Genomic DNA, 18,382 nt, shown 5'->3' with positions numbered 1-18,382 from the left:
TCTGCTTCTGCTTCTGCTTCTGCTTCTGCTTCTGCTTCTGCTTCTGCTTCTGCTTCTGCTTCTGCTTCTGCTTCTGCAAGATTTTCTAATTCAGGCTCGCTGTCAAGCGTTTGTTCTTCGACAACCGATTCAGGTTCAAGCTCAGAACTTTCTTCTGCAGCAGTTTCCGGTTCTTCAAAGCCCTGCTTCTCAATATCCAGCAGCTCTTCGAACAATTCTGTACTCTCGTCGCCGATATCATCTGCATCGTTATCTTCAACGAACTCATCCAGTAGATCAGTACTGTCTTCGCTAAGCTGTAGCTCGTCCTCGGCTATATCACCGCCAATCAATTCGTCCAGTTCAGCGTCTAAATTAAATTCAGAGTCAAGCTCATCTTCATCAACCAGTTCATCCAACAAGCTGGTCTCATCGGCACTGAATTCTTCGTCTTCTTCAAAACCAATCAGCTCGTCAAACGCACTCTCTTCGTCTGTTGACGGTTCTTGCGTTGCGTCTAACTTGCTATCAAATGCATCGTCGAACTCGTCACTTAAGTCGATAGCCGCTTCGTCAGTCGCATCGCTATCTTGGTTGCGCTCACTATCGACTTCAGACTGAGCTTCTACCATAGCGAAGATATCGTCGATATCATCGTTCGGCGTCGCAACCTGAGTTTCTTCATCATCGCTTAAGTCAAACGAATCAGCGTTTTCTGCCAGTAAGCTATCGATATCTAACTCATCTTCAAGCGGTTCAGACTCTGCTACTGGCTCTTGCTTATCCAGTTCAAACTCATCATCCGACTCATCCAAGGTTATATCTTGAGCAAGGAGATCATCGAGGTCATCTTGCGACATCATGTCGTCGTCAGAATCTGACAGGTCAAACCCTTCGTTTATGCTTTCATCTTCGATAACCACTTCATCGAAGGCGCGTTCCATTTCTTCAAGCCCAAGCGCCTTTTCTTCGCCTTTGACTTGGATATCACTGGTACTTAAGTCGACATCGGTAAAGGCATCATCCAAATCGCCATCTTCATCAATACCCGCAAACGGGTCTTCACCGTCTTCACCTTCTAGGTTTAAATCGAGCTCATCCTCATCCAGTCCCGCGAAGACGTCTTCTTCGGCATCATCCGCTTGCGCGCTTTCTTCTGCTGCATCTACTTCATCAGCTAATAGCAAGTCATCGTCTTCAGACTCACCAAACAGATCGTCATCCAGGATCAACTCGTCATCGACGTCATTGTCTAGGGTTTCTGCCACTACCGGCGCGACGGTTTGCTGTGTCGTTTGCTGCTCTGCTTCTTGGGTCGCTTGCTCTTGTTTACGGCGACCAAGCAGCATAAGCACCAAGGCGCCAATCAATAAGCCAGGAATGATTGCCAATGCAGCGACCAGCCAAGTATTCGAGAGCAGTTTATCCAATGCTGAAGGTGCCATTTTTTGCTCTTCAGCAAGGCGTAATCTTTCTGCTTCGAGTAACTTCTCCACTTCGTTGCGAATGCGGTCCTCGTCACCGAGCTCGTCTTTTAATACATCAACTTCAGATTGAACCTGAGCCAACATCATGCGCAGCTTAAGATTCTTTTCCTCCAGCGCCATCAACTCGCTTTCTGAGCTCTCTAGTTGCTTTTCTAGCGCCTTCGTTTCTTGAACTTTCTCTTGCTGGGCGATTTGAGCCAAATCGTTGTTCGATTGCGGTGCTGGCTCAGTGTCAACTTGCTGTGGCTGCGGCTTGTTTTCAACTTGTTGTATTGGCTGTGGCTGCGCAACTTGAGCAGTCTTAGGTTCAGCCACCGGTGTTACCGCCGGTGTCGGACGTTGAGGAGCCGGCTGCAGACGCGCTTGGTGCGCATCCATCACACGAATGGCTTGTTGTGTACTGACGCTGCTAATTTGCTCTAGCGACGGAACACGCAGTGTACTGCCTGGAATAAGCTCATGGATGTTCTGAGCGTCAAAAGCCTGTGGATTAAGCTGATAGATCGCGTACAACGTCTGTTGAATCGAAACCGAGCGGTCGGGACGCAGACTAGACGCAATGCCCCAAAGTGTTTCTTGCCCAGATGTCGGACCGTAAAATCGGGATGGCTCGGCACTGCGTGAATTATTCACTAGCGGCTCAGAGTACTGTGGAAATGACTGGATCTCGCCATTCGGCCCTTTAAGGCGAATCTCTGCGCTTACAAATGATGTTTGAGTCACGGCAACCATTGCTAAAGGCAACAGTAGTCGCTGTAAAAGTCGTCGCATATAAGGCTCAGCTTTGTGCTCAATTAAAAGAAATTCGGTTAACTGCTAAATATATCGGAACTAGAGGCGAAAACTATAGGTATAGAACCAAAAAATGTGTGGCTTACGCCATAATCGCATTAATCTCACACAAATTTGCTTCGCACGATTAAAAAAGCCTCACACATTGGCGAGGCTTTGATATTGCTATCAGTAAACAATCAGTAGTAATCGCGGATCAACACTTCTGCAATCTGAACTGCGTTGGTCGCTGCACCTTTGCGTACGTTGTCCGCTACCACCCATAAATTTATGCCGCTGTGGTGGCTAATATCGTTACGGATACGACCAACCATCACGCTATCTTTGCCGCCAGCATCGCGAACTTGCGTTGGGAAATCTTCACCGTGGAACACTTCCACACCGTCTGTTTGCTCTAGCAAGTTAATCACTTCTTGCGCATCGATAGGCGCGCGAGTTTCTACATGAACCGCTTCCGCGTGGCCATAGAAAACTGGCACTCGTACACACGTTGGGTTCACCATGATAGAAGGATCGTTGAAGATTTTTTGCGTTTCCCAAACCATCTTCATTTCTTCTTTGGTGTAACCGTTGTCCATAAACTTATCGATTTGAGGAATACAGTTAAACGCGATCTGCTGAGAAAACTCGTTGTTTTCCGCTGGAAGGCCGTTAAGCAGTTTCGCGGTTTGACCTGCTAACTCATCAATGCCCGATTTACCTGCGCCTGATACAGACTGGTAAGTGGACACGTTAATACGCTCAATACCTACCGCATCGTGGATCGGTTTTAATGCCACCAGCATTTGAATTGTCGAACAGTTTGGGTTCGCGATAATGTTGCGGTTACGGAACTCAGCGATCGCCTCTGGGTTAACTTCTGGTACAACCAAAGGAATGTCGTAGTCGTAGCGGAAGTGCGATGTGTTATCGATCACGACCACGCCTGAATCTGCGGCGATTGGCGCCCACTTTTCAGACAGCTCACCACCTGCAGAAAACAGTGCAATATGCGCTTGAGACCAGTCGAAGTTCTCTACGTTCTCAACTTTTACTGTTTTACCGTTAAAGCGGTAAGTTTTACCTTCACTGCGTTCGCTCGCCAATAGGTATAGCTCACCCACAGGGAATTTACGCTCTTGAAGAACTTCCAAAATAGTTTCACCGACCGCACCGGTCGCACCTAAAACGGCAACGTTAAATTGTTGGCTCATTGATTTACCTCAACCTGAAAACCTAGTTTTGCCAGTGGCGAGAGATTACAAGACTCATCGCCAACTAGCGTGACAGCACTGTATTCACGACGATCCCAGTAGTTTTTACGCATCAGGTCAAATGAACCCGGCTTACTGATTTCGCGGCGGAACAGTGCGTCATCTTTGCGCACATCATAAATGAGCTGCGTGATAGTGTGCAGTGTAGCTTCATCCCACGCTCTGTCGAGTACCAACTTTGGCACTGGCGCGGTTGGCAACAGCTCACTGGCATGCGCGTTTAATTCTTTATTTAAAAACTCACAGTAACTATTGAAAATCACCGTCGTACCGCGAGCTTTCCCTTCAAGGCCATAACCAGCGACGTGAGGGGTGGCGAATGCTAGCAGAGGCAGAAGCTCCATATCAACCTCTGGTTCGAATTCAAACACATCTAACGCAGCGATAAAGCCATCGTTTTTCAACAACCTTGCTTTTAGTGCGGTGTTATCAACGATCGGCCCGCGTGCAGCATTAATCAAGATCTGATCACCGCGCAGAGAGTTGAGCCGTGCTTCATCAAACATGTGATAAGTCGGATACTCGCCATCACGGGTGATAGGTGTGTGCAACGTAATAATATCCGCCTGCTCAATCAACGTATCAAGCGGCGTAAACGTGCGGCTATCGCCTTGCTCTTGCTTAGGTGGATCGTTAATTAGCACCTTGATGCCGATTCCTTCCAGACACTGTTGTAGGTAGCTACCAACTTGTCCGGCACCGATGATCCCGACAGTTTTATCAAACACCGAGAAACCGTGCTGCTGAGCCAATACCATCATGACGCTGAAAGCGTACTCGGCAACACCGACTTTGTTGCAACCCGGCGCAGCGGTAAAGAAAATACCTTTCTCTTTCAATAGCGTTTGATCAACGTGGTCCATCCCCGCCGTTGCAGTACCGACAAATTTCAATTTATTTGCTTTGGCGATCAGCTCTGCGTTAACTTTGGTGACAGAACGAATCATCAGAGCGTCAACATCCACTAAGTCATCAGCGGTGAGTGTGCGACCCGATTTAAGAACAACGTCACCAAGTTGGCTAAACAGTTGCTCGGCATAAGGCATATTTTCGTCGATTAGGATTTTCATGGCGTGAGTGTGCGACTTACCTGTCGTTATCTGTGAAATGAGAATAAAAGCGATTGTGCAGAAAAGTAGAGAGCCTGTCGAGATAAACACGGCTTAGAAAGAAAAATGCCCGGCAAATTGCCGGGCAAAGTTCCAGAACAAAAGGATCCTAACCCGCTCTCCATGGGTCAGAGTCTGCGTCTGTTCGACTAATCTCAATAGAGTTAGTCAGCTCTGGAAACTGTTTTGCCAAGACCGTGCTCGGCAAATTCAGTTAGCCTTGGTACTTTTTGATTACTAGAGTTGCGTTTGTACCACCAAAACCAAAGCTGTTTGACATAACAGTGTTCAATTCTACTTCACGAGCTTCAGTAACGATATCTAGGCCTTGTGCTGCTTCGTCCAGATTCTCGATATTAATACTTGGCGCAATGAAACCGTTGTCCAGCATTAGGGTTGAGTAGATTGCTTCGTGAACACCTGCCGCACCTAACGCGTGACCAGTCATCGCTTTAGTTGCAGAAATTGCTGGGCTGTTGTCACCAAAGAGTTCTTGGATAGCGCCTAGCTCTTTGACGTCACCCACTGGTGTTGATGTGCCGTGAGTGTTCACGTAATCCACGCCGTCAACGTCTTGCATTGCCATCTTCATACAACGAATCGCACCTTCACCAGATGGCGCTACCATATCGTAACCATCTGAAGTTGCGCCGTAGCCAACGATCTCGCCGTAGATTTTCGCGCCACGCGCCAATGCGTGCTCAAGCTCTTCAACCACTAGCATGCCGCCGCCACCAGAGATAACGAAGCCGTCACGAGCAGCATCGTAAGTACGTGATGCTTTTTCTGGAGTGTCGTTGTACTTGGTTGATAGTGCGCCCATCGCATCAAACATCATAGTTTGAGACCAGTCTAGTTCTTCACCACCACCAGCGAATACGATGTCTTGTTTACCCAGTTGGATAAGTTCCATTGCGTGACCAATACAGTGTGCAGATGTTGCACATGCAGAGCTCATTGAGTAGTTCACACCACGGATTTTGAATGGCGTCGCCAAACAAGCAGATACAGTTGAAGACATAGTACGAGGAACCATGTAAGGACCCACACGTTTTACGCCTTTCTCACGCATGATGTCAGTTGCAACAGTTTGGTTTAGCGCAGAAGCACCACCAGAACCTGCAACAATACCAGTACGGTCGTTAGACACTTGATCTTCAGTTAGACCTGCGTCCGCAATTGCTTGCTCCATAGATAGGTATGCATACGCCGCCGCATCACCCATAAAGCGCATCTGTTTACGGTCAATATGTTCTGCCGGGTTGATTTTTAGATCACCCCATACCTGAGAACGAAGACCTTTCTCTTTGAACTGCTCAGACGCAGTAATACCAGATTTACCTTCTTTTAGAGACGCTAAAACTTCTTCGACGTTGTTACCGATACTCGAAACAATACCCATACCGGTGATTACGACACGTTTCATTATGACATTCCTATAATTCTAAGTTCCGCTAGATAATAACGAAGTTACAGTGCAAAAGTGGTCAGCTTTCCCATAAATCCGTACAATCGATTCCAGTTTATCGCTTTAATTACACATATTCTGACATTATGACTTCGATTACCAATGCACAACTTGGCTGGAATGACGCAGGTACACCTGTTTCTGACCAGTTTGATGACGTCTATTTCTCAAACGTAAACGGTTTAGAAGAAACACGTTACGTATTCCTTGGCCAAAATCATCTCCCACAAAGATGGCAGGATTATGACGAGCGCCGCTTTGTTATCGGAGAAACTGGCTTTGGTACCGGTCTTAACTTTCTTGCGGTTTGGCAGTGGTTCAATCAGTTTAGACAAGAAAATCCTGACGCCGCGTTAAAAGAGCTGCATTTCATCAGCTTTGAAAAGTACCCGCTGAACAAAGAAGACCTAGTCAAAGCGCATCAAGCGTGGCCAGAGTTGGCTGAGTACGCACAAAAACTGCAACAGCACTACCCTATCGCAGTCCCTGAGTGTCATCGTATTGTGTTAGAAGATGGCGCGGTGACGCTGGATCTTTGGTTTGGCGACATTAAAGATTGCATGCCGAAAGTGCCAGTGGCTGAGAAAGGTATCGTCGATGCTTGGTTCCTCGATGGATTTGCACCGAGCAAAAACCCTGAAATGTGGAATCAAGAGCTGTTTAACGGTATGGCAAAGCTCGCCAAAATGGATTGCACCTGCGCGACGTTTACCGCTGCTGGTTTTGTGCGCCGTGGGCTGATTGAAGCCGGATTCGAGATGAAAAAGGTCAAAGGCTTTGGTACTAAGCGTGACATGATCGCTGGAGCACTGAAAGAACGTCACGCCAAAGGCAACGTTAAGCCTTGGTTTGCCCGTATAGGCACCACATCTGCAGAATCTATCGCCATCGTTGGTGGCGGCATCGCCAGCGCAACGCTAGCCAAAACGTTACTCAGGCGTGGCAAACAAGTGACCTTGTACTGCCAGGATGAACAAGCCGCACAAGGCGCATCGGGTAACCGACAAGGCGCGGTGTATCCACTACTTAACGGTTCGCACAGCAATGTCTCGCGTGTTTTTGCCCCTGCGTTTCTGTTTGCTCGTCAATTCGTCGAACAAGCAGCAGAGTCAGTGGAGTTTGACCATGACTGGTGTGGCGTCACCCAGCTTATGTGGGATGAAAAAGCGCAACTGAAACTAGAAAAGATGCTTCAAGGCAATTTTCCGGCCGAATTGATGACAAAACTCAGCGCTGAAGAAACCAGTCAAAAAATTGGCTTACCGATCGACCAAGCGAGCATCCACTACCCGTTAGGCGGTTGGTTATGCCCAGCGCAGCTAACTCAGGGGTTAATCTCGTCGCTGCAGCAAGACCCGCTATTTACCGCGAACTTCAACAGCAAAGTAGATAAGCTGGACTGGGATAGTGACAAACAAACGTGGCACGTGACAACGAACGGTCAGAGTCATGAACACAGCGCAGTCGTCATTGCTAACGGTCACCAGTTTGGCGACATCGCGCAAACCGCTGATACCCCGCTCGGTCAGGTGAAAGGTCAAGTGAGCCACATTCCAACCACGGAAACATTGAGCCAACTAAAAACCGTACTTTGTTACGACGGCTACATGACGCCAGTGAATCCAACCAACGGCCAACATTGCATTGGAGCCAGCTACGACCGCAATCATCTTGATTACGAGTTTGACCCAGCAGCGCAGCAAGACAACGGCGATAAGCTGCGTAAATGTGTTCCGAATCAAGAATGGCCAGAGCAAGTGGATACGTCTGGCAATCAATCTCGCCAAGGGATTCGCTGCGTTAGCCGCGACCATCTGCCTTTTGTCGGCAATGTGGGGGCATTAGAAGAAACGAAAGAGGTCTATAAGGATCTCCAAACCACCGCTGAACAAGACGCGGCAACCGTACCGCACTATCCAAATCTATTTTGTCTGTTAGGGTTAGGATCTCGAGGTTTAAGTTCCGCACCACTGTTGGCGGAAACACTGGCTTCGCAAATCTGCGGAGACCCGTTACCACTACCCGTTGATGTATTAGAACAGCTTCACCCAAGCCGAATGTGGGTGCGTAAACTGCGTAAAGGCAAAGCGATAACCGAGCTATAACCATGAATAACGCGCAATAAAAAACGCCTCAATCGAGGCGTTTTTTATTATCAATTGATACTTGCATTACGCTTGATTAGCAAGGTCATTCCATAGGTCATTGACGATTGTACGGTCTGCTGGGCTAAGCTCAGAGCGCGCATGGTCAAGGCTAGATTGAATGCGGACTTTTAGTTCTTCCACATCGTTAATGCCTTCTTCTTCGCATGATGCAGCTGACAGCGAAATATGACCACGTAAGTAACCACCAGCAAAGAGTTCATCATCAGACGCACTAGAAATACGTGCATCAATCAGCTCAAGTAGCTTCTCTTCAAATTCAATAATCATTGTTGCTTTTCGCCTAAATCAGTTTGCATTTTGAAATCAGCGCCGAGCTTCTCATATTGACAAAGTGAACGCAAATACTACCGATTTTCAAACCATTCACCTAGTGACCGCTACTTCACTTCGAACTGGCAAAGCTGCAATTCCGGAACTTGGTAAAATTCACGCAGTGCTTGAGAAAGTTGCTTCACACGCGGCGGAATTCCATGCTCAAAAATGCTCACCACTTCTTGATGCACTTTTGCCATAAAAGCGAGACGGTCTGGTTCAAAATCACCATTGAGGTTGTCGCAACTTACCGTAAACGGAAAACCCGCACTTAACGACAAAATCCATTCATACGCTTGCGGCCTAATTTCAACTTTTTCGAACTCAGCCTGAACTTGTTCGGTACGCCCGTCCGGTTCATACCAATAACCAAAGTCTTCTAACAAGCGACGCTCTGGCCCAGCCACACACCAGTGGGCAATCTCATGCATCGCAGATGCGTAGAAGCCACGGGCAAAAACAATTCGGTGGTAAGGCACTGCGTCATCAGCAGGTAAATAGATAGGCTCATCGTTGCCTAATTCCAACTTGGTGTTGTACTCGGCAAAGAAGGTGTCATTAAAAATCTTAATCAGGTCTTGGTAAGCGTGGCTCATGCTAAATCATCGAAAGCTTATATACTGCGGGGGCATTCTCACTATTTTTGTGGATAAATGCAAATTTGAACACCAGCTTAGTGACATTAGAAATAGTTATAAGTCAAACGTTTTCACCCTCACAAAATCTCATTCGTCACAGATCACATTTCCTAATACACTCACGCATTCATTATATGATACCGCCGCCTTATAACGGCTTCACAAATTTGAGATATGGCTATGCTGTTAAGTGTCTTATATATCATTGGTATTACCGCTGAAGCGATGACGGGTGCATTGAGCGCAGGGCGCAGAAAAATGGACTGGTTTGGTGTGATGCTGGTTGCTAGTGCAACGGCAATTGGTGGTGGTACGGTTCGTGACATTCTATTGGGTCACTACCCATTGGGCTGGGTAGAAAACCCTGAGTTCCTCGCCATCACTTGTGTCGCTGGCGTATTGACGACTGGCTTGGCTAAATGGGTGATTAAATTAAAAGGTCTGTTTATTCGCCTTGATGCGCTAGGTTTGATTGTCTTTAGTATCATCGGCACCAAAGTGGCGTTAGGCATGGGGCTGCACCCTGGGATCTGTATGGTGTCCGCACTCGTCACTGGCGTGTTTGGTGGTCTATTGCGCGACTTAATTTGTCGGCAGACTCCGCTGGTATTGCACGAAGAGCTCTATGCGTCGATCGCATTAGTCGCGTCTGCGCTTTACCTTGCGTTACTTGAATTTGGTATCAACGATGTAACGTCAACCATCGTGACACTCGTCGTTGGTTACATGCTGCGCATGGCAGCGGTAAGATTCAAGTGGCGTTTGCCGTCATTCCAGTTGGAAGCAGAGAACTCGCTTCACTAATTGCTGGGTATATGTCGATAGAAAAAACGCCAATCATTTGATTGGCGTTTTTTATGCGATTAAATCTGCGGGGTTTCGGTTGTGACACCGTGGTTTTGACCGCGATGACGCAGCAAGTGATCCATCAGCACAATTGCCAACATCGCTTCTGCGATCGGCACCGCGCGAATACCCACGCATGGGTCGTGACGACCTTTGGTAATTAGCTGAGTCGACTCACCTTGTTTGGTGATAGTGTCACCCGGAACCGTAATACTCGACGTTGGTTTAAGCGCAATGTTCGCGACGACATCTTGCCCGGTAGAGATGCCACCCAAGATACCACCCGCGTGGTTACTGCCAAACCCATCAGGGTTAAGCGTATCACGGTGTTGGCTACCTTTTTGGCTCACAACATCAAAACCGTCACCAATCTCTACCCCTTTCACCGCGTTGATGCTCATCAGCGCATGGGCAATATCCGCGTCTAAACGGTCAAAGACTGGCTCACCAAGACCAACAGGCACGTTAGTCGCAACAACCTGTAACTTGGCACCAATCGAGTCACCTTGCTTTTTCAGGTCACGGATCAGTTGATCGAACGCATCGACTTTATCGGCATCTGGACAGAAGAACGCATTGTTCTCGATTTCGTCCCAGTCGACTTTATCAATTGATACGTCACCCATTTGGGACAGGTAAGCACGAATTTCGACACCAAATTCCTGCTTTAGGTATTTCTTCGCTATCGACCCAGCCGCAACACGCATTGCGGTTTCACGAGCTGACGAACGACCGCCGCCTCGATAATCACGAATACCGTATTTTTGGTGGTAGGTGTAATCAGCGTGTCCCGGACGGAACTTATCTTTGATCTCAGAATAGTCTTTCGAGCGCTGGTCTGTATTCTCGATCAGCAGACCGATTGAAGTACCCGTGGTTTTACCTTCAAACACGCCAGAGAGAATCTTAACTTCATCAGGTTCACGACGCTGAGTGGTATAGCGAGAAGTGCCCGGACGACGACGGTCCAAATCGATTTGAATATCTGCTTCTGTAATTTCCAAGCCTGGAGGGCATCCGTCGACGATACATCCTAGTGCGATACCGTGACTCTCCCCGAATGTGGTGACTCGGAAATGTTGTCCGATACTGTTTCCTGCCATTACTTCCTCAAATTTTATTTGCTCCGTAAATTGAGCTTTACACGTCAATTGTTCGTAAATTCATAGTGTCTTTATTACGGTTTGATGTAAACCCCTAAAGTGGAACTATTTTGCTTTCCTTTAAGAATAAAAAAACGCTAAGCCTTGCGACTTAGCGTGGTTGTTCATTGTGCTTTACGAGACTTTATTAGTCTTTGTAGAGCGAGAATTCTTCTGCGTGTTCAAGCATTTGCTCACGAGTTAGCATAAATACACCGTGGCCGCCGTTTTCGAACTCAATCCACGTAAATGGAATCTGCGGATACTGCTCCATCATGTGAACCATCGAGTTGCCAACTTCACAGATAAGAATACCGCTGTCGGTCAGGTAGTCCGGCGCGTTGGCTAAAATGCGGCGAACCAGTTTCAGACCATCGGTACCTGCCGCTAAACCTAGCTCTGGCTCGTGAGTAAACTCGTCTGGCAGGCTGTTCATATCTTCTTGGTCCACGTATGGTGGATTAGATACGATCAGGTTGTATTTCTCTTTTGGTAAATCGCGGAACAGGTCAGAGCGAATTGGGAACACCTGCTGTTCCATACCGTGGTCTTGAACGTTTTGCTCGGCCACTTGCAGCGCGTCGGTTGAGATATCAATCGCATCGACTTCAGCGTCAGGGAAGGCATACGCACACGCAATCGCGATACAACCACTGCCCGTACATAGATCCATAATGCGTACTGGCTCTTCAACCAACCAAGGTTGGAATTCAGCTTGGATAAGTTCACCGATTGGAGAGCGTGGCACAAGTACACGTTCATCAACAAAAAACTCAAGACCACAGAACCACGCTTTGTTGGTCAGGTAGGCGGTCGGAGTACGTTCATTGATGCGTTTTACCACACGTTCAACAATGCGCATGCGCTCACTGGTGGTTAAGCGTGAATTCATTACATGCGGAGGCACATCGATTGGCAGGTACAGCGTAGGCAAGATGAGTTGCACCGCTTCATCCCATGCGTTATCAGTACCGTGACCATAAAATAGGTTCGCGGCGTTGAAACGGCTCACTGTCCAACGAATCATATCTTGAAGCGTGTGAAGTTCTGATACCGCTTCTTCTACAAAAATCTTATCCAAAATTGCCTCCGAAAAGCGCTACAATACTGCCAATAACATTTGATATACGTATTTATAAACCCGATGAGCAAAAAAGACACCGATATCGATGACGAATTCGCCCTTTTCAGGGATGCAGTACAAGGCGTAAAAAAGTTGCGACAGGATACCATAGTCCAGCAACCAAAAAGAAACACTAAGCAAAAAGAAATCAAGCGAGATGCGAGAGAAGCAAGCGACAGCGAATTTTACTTCTCAGATGAGTTTGTACCTTTACTGAGTGAAGATGGCCCGACCCGCTATGCGCGTGATGATGTTTCCCAATATGAGGTCAAACGTCTAAGGCGCGGCGTGTATGTACCGGATGTGTTTCTTGATATGCACGGCATGACTCAGTTAGAGGCCAAACGTGAGCTAGGTGCGATGATTGCGTACTGTATTAAGAACGAAATCGCGTGTGCCTGCGTTCAACACGGCATCGGTAAACATATCCTCAAGCAGAAAGCACCACTGTGGCTTGCTCAGCATCCAGATGTGATGGCTTTCCACCAAGCTCCGTTAGAATTTGGCGGTGATGGTGCGCTGCTCGTATTGTTGTCTATTCCCGAGAAGTAACTGCAAGCCTGTCGCTCCCGTCACTTACGTAAATCTGGCGGGATCGGTAGTTCGGACGTTTTGAGGTTTGGTCTCTGCCCTCCCCGTTTGCGGTACTGTTTAAGTTGGAAGACGTAAGCCAGCACTTGCGCTACCGCAGTAAACAGGCCGTCTGGAATCTCCTGTTCAAGTTCCGTTGAGTGATAAAGCGCACGTGCGAGCGGCGGCGCTGGAATCACATAAATATCATGTTCGCGGGCGATTTCACGGATCTTGAGCGCCATATGGTCAGTCCCTTTGGCGACCACAATAGGTGCGCGGTCTGAATTCTGTTTGTAGCGGAGTGCGACTGAAAAGTGCTCCGGGTTGGTGACAATCACGTCCGCTTGAGGCACTTCCGCCATCATTCGGCGCTGCGCCGCTTCACGCTGCAACATACGAATCCGACCTTTTACCTCCGGCTTACCTTCTGTTTCCTTGTACTCATCCTTGACCTCTTGCTTGGTCATTTTAAGTTGATTAGCATGTTGCCAAATCTGAAATGGGATATCGATTGCGACGACGATCAGCAGTGAACAACTGATCAACAAGACGAAATTAAGCAGGATATCTAAGGCGTGGAAGATATTTTGCGGAAACACATCCAAGCTAAGCTGAAACAAGTCCTGCTTGGCAGCGTTAATCAGATAAAATGCCATGCCAGAAACAAGTGCCACTTTAAGAATCGACTTAATCAGCTCAACCCAACTTTGCATTCCGAGCATACGTTTCAGGCCACTGAGCGGATTCATTTTCGACAGTTTCGGCATCGCCGCTTCGGCAGAAAAGCTGATCCCTCCTACCCCAGCCGCGCCAGCAACCGCAGCGACAAACAAGGTAACGAGGATCAGAATCAACGGAGCAATTAAACTGGAGAGTGAACCTAACGCGATATCCATTAGCTTTGGCAGGTCAAATATCTCTTCGCGCGATAGACTGAACAAACGGCCCATAATGGTGTACAAGGCACGTGCAAGGCTCTCGCCAAACCACATTAAGGCGATAGAACCAACCACTAATACCGATACCGACGCTAACTCTTTTGACCTTGCAACCTGCCCTTTTTCACGAGCCTGTTGCAAGCGCTTGGGCGTGGCGTCTTCGGTGCGTTCTTGACCATCTGATTCTGCCAATTCAGTCTCCTAACTTAACAGTTCAAGCGGATAAGACTGCAAATCTGCGCCTCACCCTGTAGCCAGAATAGTTCATAGTGATTAAACAAGCCGCCGAGAATGTACCAACACAGCAACAAACCCACGATCAAGGCAAACGCAAAACCAAGGGAAAAGATGTTGAGCTGAGGCGCTGCACGCGTCATCACACCAAAGGAAAGGTTAATCGTCAGCAGCGCGATAATGCCGGACAATGACATACTCAGCGCTACTTTAAACATGGTTCCCAACCACATAGCCAATTCACGAAAGTCGACGTTAGTCAGCGAACCTGTACCGATTGGCAGCGATTTAAAACTCATCACCACCAGCATGATCATTTTCAAATGACCGTCGGTAGCCAAAAAGAACATGGTGGCGAGAAACATAAACAGCTGACCAAGCAATGGCGTGTTTTGTCCGTTTGCCGGGTCAACCATCGAAGCAAAACCCAAGCTCGACTGCATACCTAAGATCTGACCGAGAATTACAAACGTCTGGATCATAAATTGGGTAACGGTACCCATTGCGACGCCGATGATGACCTGCTCGAGCAGCGTCATAAATCCTGCGAACGAAAGCAGCTGGATATTGTCTGGAACCGCAGGGATCGCTGGCATCACGGCAAACGTAATTGCTAGACCTAAATAGAGTCGAACCCGAGTGGAAACAAAGCGCGCACCAGTCACCGACATCACCATCAACATCGCAGCAATGCGGGTATACGGCCAAAAGTAATTGGCGATCCAGTCAAGTATGAGGCTAGCCGGGTATTCCATAGGCTAATAGAGCACTTGTGGCAAACGCTCAACCATGGAGAAGAAAAACTCCATCAGGATTTGCGTCATCCAATGGGCGAACAGCATCAACGCCAGCAGCGTAACGATCAAACGCGGCAAAAAACTCAAGGTTTGTTCGTTGATCGACGTTGCGGCTTGGAAGATTGCTACCACCAAACCAATAAGCAGGCTGGGAATGATAATGGCACACACCATGATCAGCACCATCCACAGCGCGTCTCTAAACAGCTCGACAAACATTTCAGGAGTCATAGCTTCCTCCCGCTACAAGGCAAAACTGCCGGCTAAGGTGGAGAGAATTAAGTTCCAACCGTCGACGAGCACAAACAACATTAGCTTAAACGGCAACGATACGATCATTGGTGATAGCATCATCATACCCATCGCCATCAGAACCGACGCCACCACCAAGTCGATAATCAAAAACGGTAAGAACAGCATAAAACCAATCTGGAACGCGGTTTTTAGCTCCGAGGTAATAAACGCAGGAATCAACACCGCCATAGAAACCTCTTCCGGCGCAGTGGCGGTTGAACCTGAGATATTCACGAAGGTTTCGAGGTCTTTTACTCGCGTCTGCTTGAGCATAAAGTCTTTCATCGGAATTTGAGCAAGGTCAAATGCCTGCCTCGCCGAAATTTGTTCGTTGATGTAAGGCTGGATCGCCTGATCGTTAATCTTATTCAGCACTGGCGACATGATGAAGAAGGTCAAAAAGATCGCAATACCAATAATGACTTGGTTTGACGGCGTTTGTTGCAAACCCATCGCCTGACGCAAAATCGACATCACCACCACGATACGAGTGAACGAAGTCATCAGAATAACCATCGCCGGCAAAAAGCCCAGCATGGTCATCAGCGCCAAAATCTGCAGGTTTACTGAGTAGTCTTCACTGCCATCCGGGTTAGTGGTCATGGTCAGCGCCGGAATACCGCCTCCACCACCGGTGACCATCCCGGTAGAAATGGTGCGAGCGTTGGCTTCGGCTCTATCCATCGCAGACACGGTGACCGATTCGGCTGGCGCGGTATTGGCTGGAATAGGCGTCTCTATCTCTTCTTGCGCAAAAGTGAACGTAGAAAGAAGCGCAAGAGCAAATGTGAGTAAAAGAGCTGAAAATCGGCTAGTTCTTATCATTCTTTTTCAATAGCTGAGTCAATTGATTAGCAAATGGGCTGGACGCTAATGTCGACTGGTTCAGCTCCTCCTGAGACAAAGGTTTATCCAGTTTGGATATCAGTTGGATTGAGTGCGCGGTGACGCCAACCAAAAACTGTTCTTCTCCTGCTTGAACAATCATGATGCGCTCTTTACTGCCGACCGCGATTTGGCGAACCACACTTAAACCTTGTTGGTTACCGAACGATGGGATCTTCATGCGTTTTAGCACCCAGGCCAAAAACAAAATGAACGCAATAACGAACAAAAGCGACCCAAAAGTGGTCGCCCAGTCAAGTTGGCTAGTCGGAGTCGCTGCCAATGCAGAAGTTGAGAACAGCGTCAGTGCGCAGAGTAAGTACCCATTTACTTGATGAGCCATACTCTACCTTAGCTTTTTAATACGTTCTGTCTGGCTAATAACGTCAGTGAGACGGATACCGAACTTATCGTTCACCACAACTACTTCGCCGTGCGCAATGAGCGTACCGTTAACCAATACGTCTAGAGATTCCCCCGCGAGGCGCTCTAGCTCAACGACCGAACCTTGGTTCAATTGCAGTAAGTTACGAATACTGATTTGCGAACGACCGACTTCCATTGAGATGGTCACTGGAATGTCCAGAATCGTGTCGAGCTTACGGCGCTCGTCGTCAGAAATTGGTGAAGAGGTGTCTTTTAGCTCATCAAGCTGAGCAGACATTACTTCATCGACGTCGACATCTGGCGCATTCGGATCTTCCCCTAACGCAGCTGCCCATTCGTCAGCGAGTTTTTGGTCATCACTTGTTGCCATATTTAATACCTACAATTCTGATTAATCGTCGAGATCGCCTTCGTCATCTTCAAGTTCTGAAATAACGTCTTTGCCTAGGAAGGCGATGTCGGTTTTGACCACATCTGGTCGTCTAATTTTCTCTGAGACCTGAACCGCTATATGGTCACCAGAACGTCCCATTTTCACTCGGAACGTCGGTAAGTCTTCCACAAACATCACGGCGTGTTCAGGCATATTTACTGGGATAATGTCGCCTGGTCTTAGCTCCATTAAGTCACGCAAAGAGATATCTTGTTCGAGCAAATCAACACGACAATTCACTGGCACGTCCATGATCTCTTCGCGCAGAGCAGTGCTCCAGCGAACGTCGGTTTCCATCTTGTCCGACTGTACACCCGCATCGAGTAGCTCACGGATCGGCTCTACCATCGAGTACGGCATCACAACGTGGAAATCACCACCGCCACCGTCGACTTCGATATGGAATGAACTCACCACGATCACTTCGGTTGGGCTGACAATGTTCGCCATACTTGGGTTCACTTCCGAGTCGAGGTACTCGAATTCAACGCCCATTACTGGCGACCAAGCTTCTTTGTAATCTTCAAAGACGATCTTCAGCAGTAGCTGCACAATGCGTCGCTCGGTTGGGGTAAACTCACGACCTTCAATACGCGCATGGAAACGGCCATCGCCGCCAAAGAAGTTTTCAACTAAGATGAACACCAGACGCGCTTCCATGGTGATCAGTGCCGTACCTTTTAACGGTCTGAAACGCACCATGTTAAGACTGGTTGGGACGTACAGGGTATTCTGGTATTCACCAAACTTCATCATCTGTACGCCATTGACTGATACTTCTGCGGTTTTGCGTAGCATGTTAAACAAGCTGATACGCAAGTGACGCGCAAAACGTTCGTTGATCAACTCCAGCGTTGGCATGCGACCACGAACAATGCGGTCTTGCGATGAGAAGTCGAAATCTACAGCGGAATTACCTTCCGTTTCAATTTCGTCTTCGATTTCATCGACATCATCTACGCCATGGAGCAACGCATCGATTTCATCTTGGCTTAATAGATCAGTCACGATTCACCTATTGGATGACAAAGTCGGTAAATAGAACACGCTCGATAACGGGCTGTCCTACAGCTCGGGTCAGGCTGGCTTTGATATCGTCCGTCGCCTTATCACGCAGCTCAATTCGACCATTGGCACTGCGGAGCTGTTCAACCGTTGCTGAAGCAAACGTGCTCAATAACGTACTTTCAACTAATGGCGAGTGATAGCGTGCCAAGTTTTCATTCTCAGTACCACGCACCATTAACTGTACTTTAATCTGCACGAGACGGTCGCGTTTATCGCCGGTGATGTTAAAGATGAATGGTTGCGCGATATTCACGTAAGCAACAGGTTCAGCAGGCGTTACCAGCTCTTGCTGTGCCGCGTTATCACCTGATGCGCCGTCATCAGATCCCAATAGGAAAAATGCTGCGCCACCGCCACCAAGTAGAAGAACGACTGCTGCCACAATAATGATGATTAACTTGCTTTTTCCTTTCGGCGCTTCCGTTTCTACTTCTTCGATTGCCATAACTTAACATT

The 18,382-nt window shown here is 47.9% G+C and carries 19 protein-coding genes; 3 read left to right on the top strand and 16 right to left on the bottom strand.

Annotated elements, in window-relative coordinates; translation table 11 throughout:
* The 4 genes from HCZ42_RS17335 to fabB form a co-directional block, all read right to left on the bottom strand.
* A partial coding sequence (locus tag HCZ42_RS17335; RefSeq protein WP_303047962.1) for a FimV/HubP family polar landmark protein occupies positions 1-2,237 on the bottom strand: 2,237 nt, incomplete at its 3' end.
* Between the two features lie 200 nt (positions 2,238-2,437).
* Positions 2,438-3,451, bottom strand: coding sequence for an aspartate-semialdehyde dehydrogenase (locus HCZ42_RS17330; protein WP_167422025.1), 1,014 nt, complete (start codon positions 3,449-3,451; stop codon positions 2,438-2,440).
* Positions 3,448-4,581 carry a 4-phosphoerythronate dehydrogenase gene (locus tag HCZ42_RS17325; RefSeq protein ID WP_167422024.1) on the bottom strand — a complete coding sequence of 378 codons (1,134 nt, stop codon included), beginning with the start codon at positions 4,579-4,581 and terminating at the stop codon, positions 3,448-3,450. The genes HCZ42_RS17330 and HCZ42_RS17325 overlap by 4 nt, the downstream gene beginning before the upstream one ends.
* A gap of 253 nt (positions 4,582-4,834) precedes the next feature.
* A complete protein-coding gene (gene fabB / locus HCZ42_RS17320) occupies positions 4,835-6,046 on the bottom strand; it encodes a beta-ketoacyl-ACP synthase I (RefSeq protein WP_167422023.1) in 1,212 nt (403 codons plus the stop codon).
* A gap of 128 nt (positions 6,047-6,174) precedes the next feature.
* Between fabB and mnmC the strand changes: the two genes are divergently transcribed.
* Positions 6,175-8,193: a bifunctional tRNA (5-methylaminomethyl-2-thiouridine)(34)-methyltransferase MnmD/FAD-dependent 5-carboxymethylaminomethyl-2-thiouridine(34) oxidoreductase MnmC gene (mnmC, locus tag HCZ42_RS17315; protein ID WP_167422022.1), complete on the top strand. Its 2,019-nt coding sequence runs from the start codon at positions 6,175-6,177 to the stop codon at positions 8,191-8,193.
* A gap of 66 nt (positions 8,194-8,259) precedes the next feature.
* Here the strand turns inward: mnmC and HCZ42_RS17310 are convergent, their stop codons facing one another.
* Positions 8,260-8,523, bottom strand: coding sequence for a YfcL family protein (locus HCZ42_RS17310; protein WP_167422021.1), 264 nt, complete (start codon positions 8,521-8,523; stop codon positions 8,260-8,262).
* A 110-nt stretch (positions 8,524-8,633) separates the two neighbouring features.
* A complete protein-coding gene (locus HCZ42_RS17305) occupies positions 8,634-9,164 on the bottom strand; it encodes an elongation factor P hydroxylase (RefSeq protein WP_167422020.1) in 531 nt (176 codons plus the stop codon).
* A 222-nt stretch (positions 9,165-9,386) separates the two neighbouring features.
* Here HCZ42_RS17305 and HCZ42_RS17300 point away from each other — a divergent pair, with 222 nt between their 5' ends.
* Positions 9,387-10,010: a trimeric intracellular cation channel family protein gene (locus tag HCZ42_RS17300; protein ID WP_053409475.1), complete on the top strand. Its 624-nt coding sequence runs from the start codon at positions 9,387-9,389 to the stop codon at positions 10,008-10,010.
* A 59-nt stretch (positions 10,011-10,069) separates the two neighbouring features.
* Here HCZ42_RS17300 and aroC read toward each other — a convergent pair whose 3' ends face one another.
* Both aroC and prmB read right to left on the bottom strand, forming a co-directional pair.
* Entirely contained in the window at positions 10,070-11,155 is a 1,086-nt protein-coding gene (aroC, locus tag HCZ42_RS17295; protein WP_167422019.1) for a chorismate synthase, read from the bottom strand.
* Between the two features lie 187 nt (positions 11,156-11,342).
* Positions 11,343-12,275, bottom strand: a complete 933-nt coding sequence (gene prmB, locus HCZ42_RS17290) for a 50S ribosomal protein L3 N(5)-glutamine methyltransferase (RefSeq protein ID WP_167422018.1) — start codon at positions 12,273-12,275, stop codon at positions 11,343-11,345.
* Positions 12,276-12,338: 63 nt separating this feature from the next.
* Between prmB and smrB the strand changes: the two genes are divergently transcribed.
* On the top strand, positions 12,339-12,869 hold the full coding sequence (gene smrB, locus HCZ42_RS17285; RefSeq protein ID WP_167422017.1) for an endonuclease SmrB: 531 nt from the start codon (positions 12,339-12,341) through the stop codon (positions 12,867-12,869).
* 20 nt (positions 12,870-12,889) lie between these two features.
* Here the strand turns inward: smrB and flhB are convergent, their stop codons facing one another.
* The 8 genes from flhB to fliL are packed head-to-tail and all read right to left on the bottom strand — an operon-like array spanning position 12,890 to position 18,371.
* The gene (gene flhB, locus HCZ42_RS17280; protein ID WP_167422016.1) at positions 12,890-14,020 is read right to left on the bottom strand and encodes a flagellar biosynthesis protein FlhB; all 1,131 of its coding nucleotides are present in this window, start codon (positions 14,018-14,020) and stop codon (positions 12,890-12,892) included.
* A 14-nt stretch (positions 14,021-14,034) separates the two neighbouring features.
* Entirely contained in the window at positions 14,035-14,817 is a 783-nt protein-coding gene (fliR, locus tag HCZ42_RS17275) for a flagellar biosynthetic protein FliR (RefSeq protein ID WP_167422015.1), read from the bottom strand.
* 3 nt (positions 14,818-14,820) lie between these two features.
* The gene (gene fliQ / locus HCZ42_RS17270; protein WP_053409481.1) at positions 14,821-15,090 is read right to left on the bottom strand and encodes a flagellar biosynthesis protein FliQ; all 270 of its coding nucleotides are present in this window, start codon (positions 15,088-15,090) and stop codon (positions 14,821-14,823) included.
* Between the two features lie 12 nt (positions 15,091-15,102).
* Positions 15,103-15,978 carry a flagellar type III secretion system pore protein FliP gene (gene fliP / locus HCZ42_RS17265; RefSeq protein ID WP_167422014.1) on the bottom strand — a complete coding sequence of 292 codons (876 nt, stop codon included), beginning with the start codon at positions 15,976-15,978 and terminating at the stop codon, positions 15,103-15,105.
* Entirely contained in the window at positions 15,965-16,381 is a 417-nt protein-coding gene (gene fliO / locus HCZ42_RS17260) for a flagellar biosynthetic protein FliO (RefSeq protein WP_053409483.1), read from the bottom strand. Before fliO ends, fliP begins: the two co-directional genes overlap by 14 nt.
* A gap of 3 nt (positions 16,382-16,384) precedes the next feature.
* On the bottom strand, positions 16,385-16,795 hold the full coding sequence (gene fliN, locus HCZ42_RS17255; protein ID WP_053409484.1) for a flagellar motor switch protein FliN: 411 nt from the start codon (positions 16,793-16,795) through the stop codon (positions 16,385-16,387).
* Between the two features lie 21 nt (positions 16,796-16,816).
* Complete coding sequence (gene fliM, locus HCZ42_RS17250) at positions 16,817-17,866, bottom strand: flagellar motor switch protein FliM (RefSeq protein WP_167422013.1); 1,050 nt, start codon at positions 17,864-17,866, stop codon at positions 16,817-16,819.
* A 7-nt stretch (positions 17,867-17,873) separates the two neighbouring features.
* The gene (gene fliL / locus HCZ42_RS17245) at positions 17,874-18,371 is read right to left on the bottom strand and encodes a flagellar basal body-associated protein FliL (RefSeq protein WP_167422012.1); all 498 of its coding nucleotides are present in this window, start codon (positions 18,369-18,371) and stop codon (positions 17,874-17,876) included.
* Positions 18,372-18,382: the final 11 nt, after the last annotated feature.

Source organism: Vibrio hepatarius (assembly GCF_011806575.1).
In the GTDB taxonomy this organism is placed as follows: Bacteria; Pseudomonadota; Gammaproteobacteria; order Enterobacterales; family Vibrionaceae; genus Vibrio; species Vibrio hepatarius_A.
This window is presented reverse-complemented; position numbering and strand designations above follow the sequence as displayed.

Excerpts from the sequence above, each read along its gene's own strand:
- HCZ42_RS17330 (WP_167422025.1), bottom strand. The coding sequence starts at position 3,451 with ATGAGCCAACAATTTAACGTTGCCGTTTTAGGTGCGACCGGTGCGGTC.
- HCZ42_RS17325 (WP_167422024.1), bottom strand. The coding sequence starts at position 4,581 with ATGAAAATCCTAATCGACGAAAATATGCCTTATGCCGAGCAACTGTTT.
- fabB (WP_167422023.1), bottom strand. The coding sequence starts at position 6,046 with ATGAAACGTGTCGTAATCACCGGTATGGGTATTGTTTCGAGTATCGGT.
- mnmC (WP_167422022.1), top strand. The coding sequence starts at position 6,175 with ATGACTTCGATTACCAATGCACAACTTGGCTGGAATGACGCAGGTACA.
- HCZ42_RS17310 (WP_167422021.1), bottom strand. The coding sequence starts at position 8,523 with ATGATTATTGAATTTGAAGAGAAGCTACTTGAGCTGATTGATGCACGT.
- HCZ42_RS17305 (WP_167422020.1), bottom strand. The coding sequence starts at position 9,164 with ATGAGCCACGCTTACCAAGACCTGATTAAGATTTTTAATGACACCTTC.
- HCZ42_RS17300 (WP_053409475.1), top strand. The coding sequence starts at position 9,387 with ATGCTGTTAAGTGTCTTATATATCATTGGTATTACCGCTGAAGCGATG.
- aroC (WP_167422019.1), bottom strand. The coding sequence starts at position 11,155 with ATGGCAGGAAACAGTATCGGACAACATTTCCGAGTCACCACATTCGGG.
- smrB (WP_167422017.1), top strand. The coding sequence starts at position 12,339 with ATGAGCAAAAAAGACACCGATATCGATGACGAATTCGCCCTTTTCAGG.
- fliR (WP_167422015.1), bottom strand. The coding sequence starts at position 14,817 with ATGGAATACCCGGCTAGCCTCATACTTGACTGGATCGCCAATTACTTT.
- fliQ (WP_053409481.1), bottom strand. The coding sequence starts at position 15,090 with ATGACTCCTGAAATGTTTGTCGAGCTGTTTAGAGACGCGCTGTGGATG.
- fliP (WP_167422014.1), bottom strand. The coding sequence starts at position 15,978 with ATGATAAGAACTAGCCGATTTTCAGCTCTTTTACTCACATTTGCTCTT.
- fliO (WP_053409483.1), bottom strand. The coding sequence starts at position 16,381 with ATGGCTCATCAAGTAAATGGGTACTTACTCTGCGCACTGACGCTGTTC.
- fliN (WP_053409484.1), bottom strand. The coding sequence starts at position 16,795 with ATGGCAACAAGTGATGACCAAAAACTCGCTGACGAATGGGCAGCTGCG.
- fliL (WP_167422012.1), bottom strand. The coding sequence starts at position 18,371 with ATGGCAATCGAAGAAGTAGAAACGGAAGCGCCGAAAGGAAAAAGCAAG.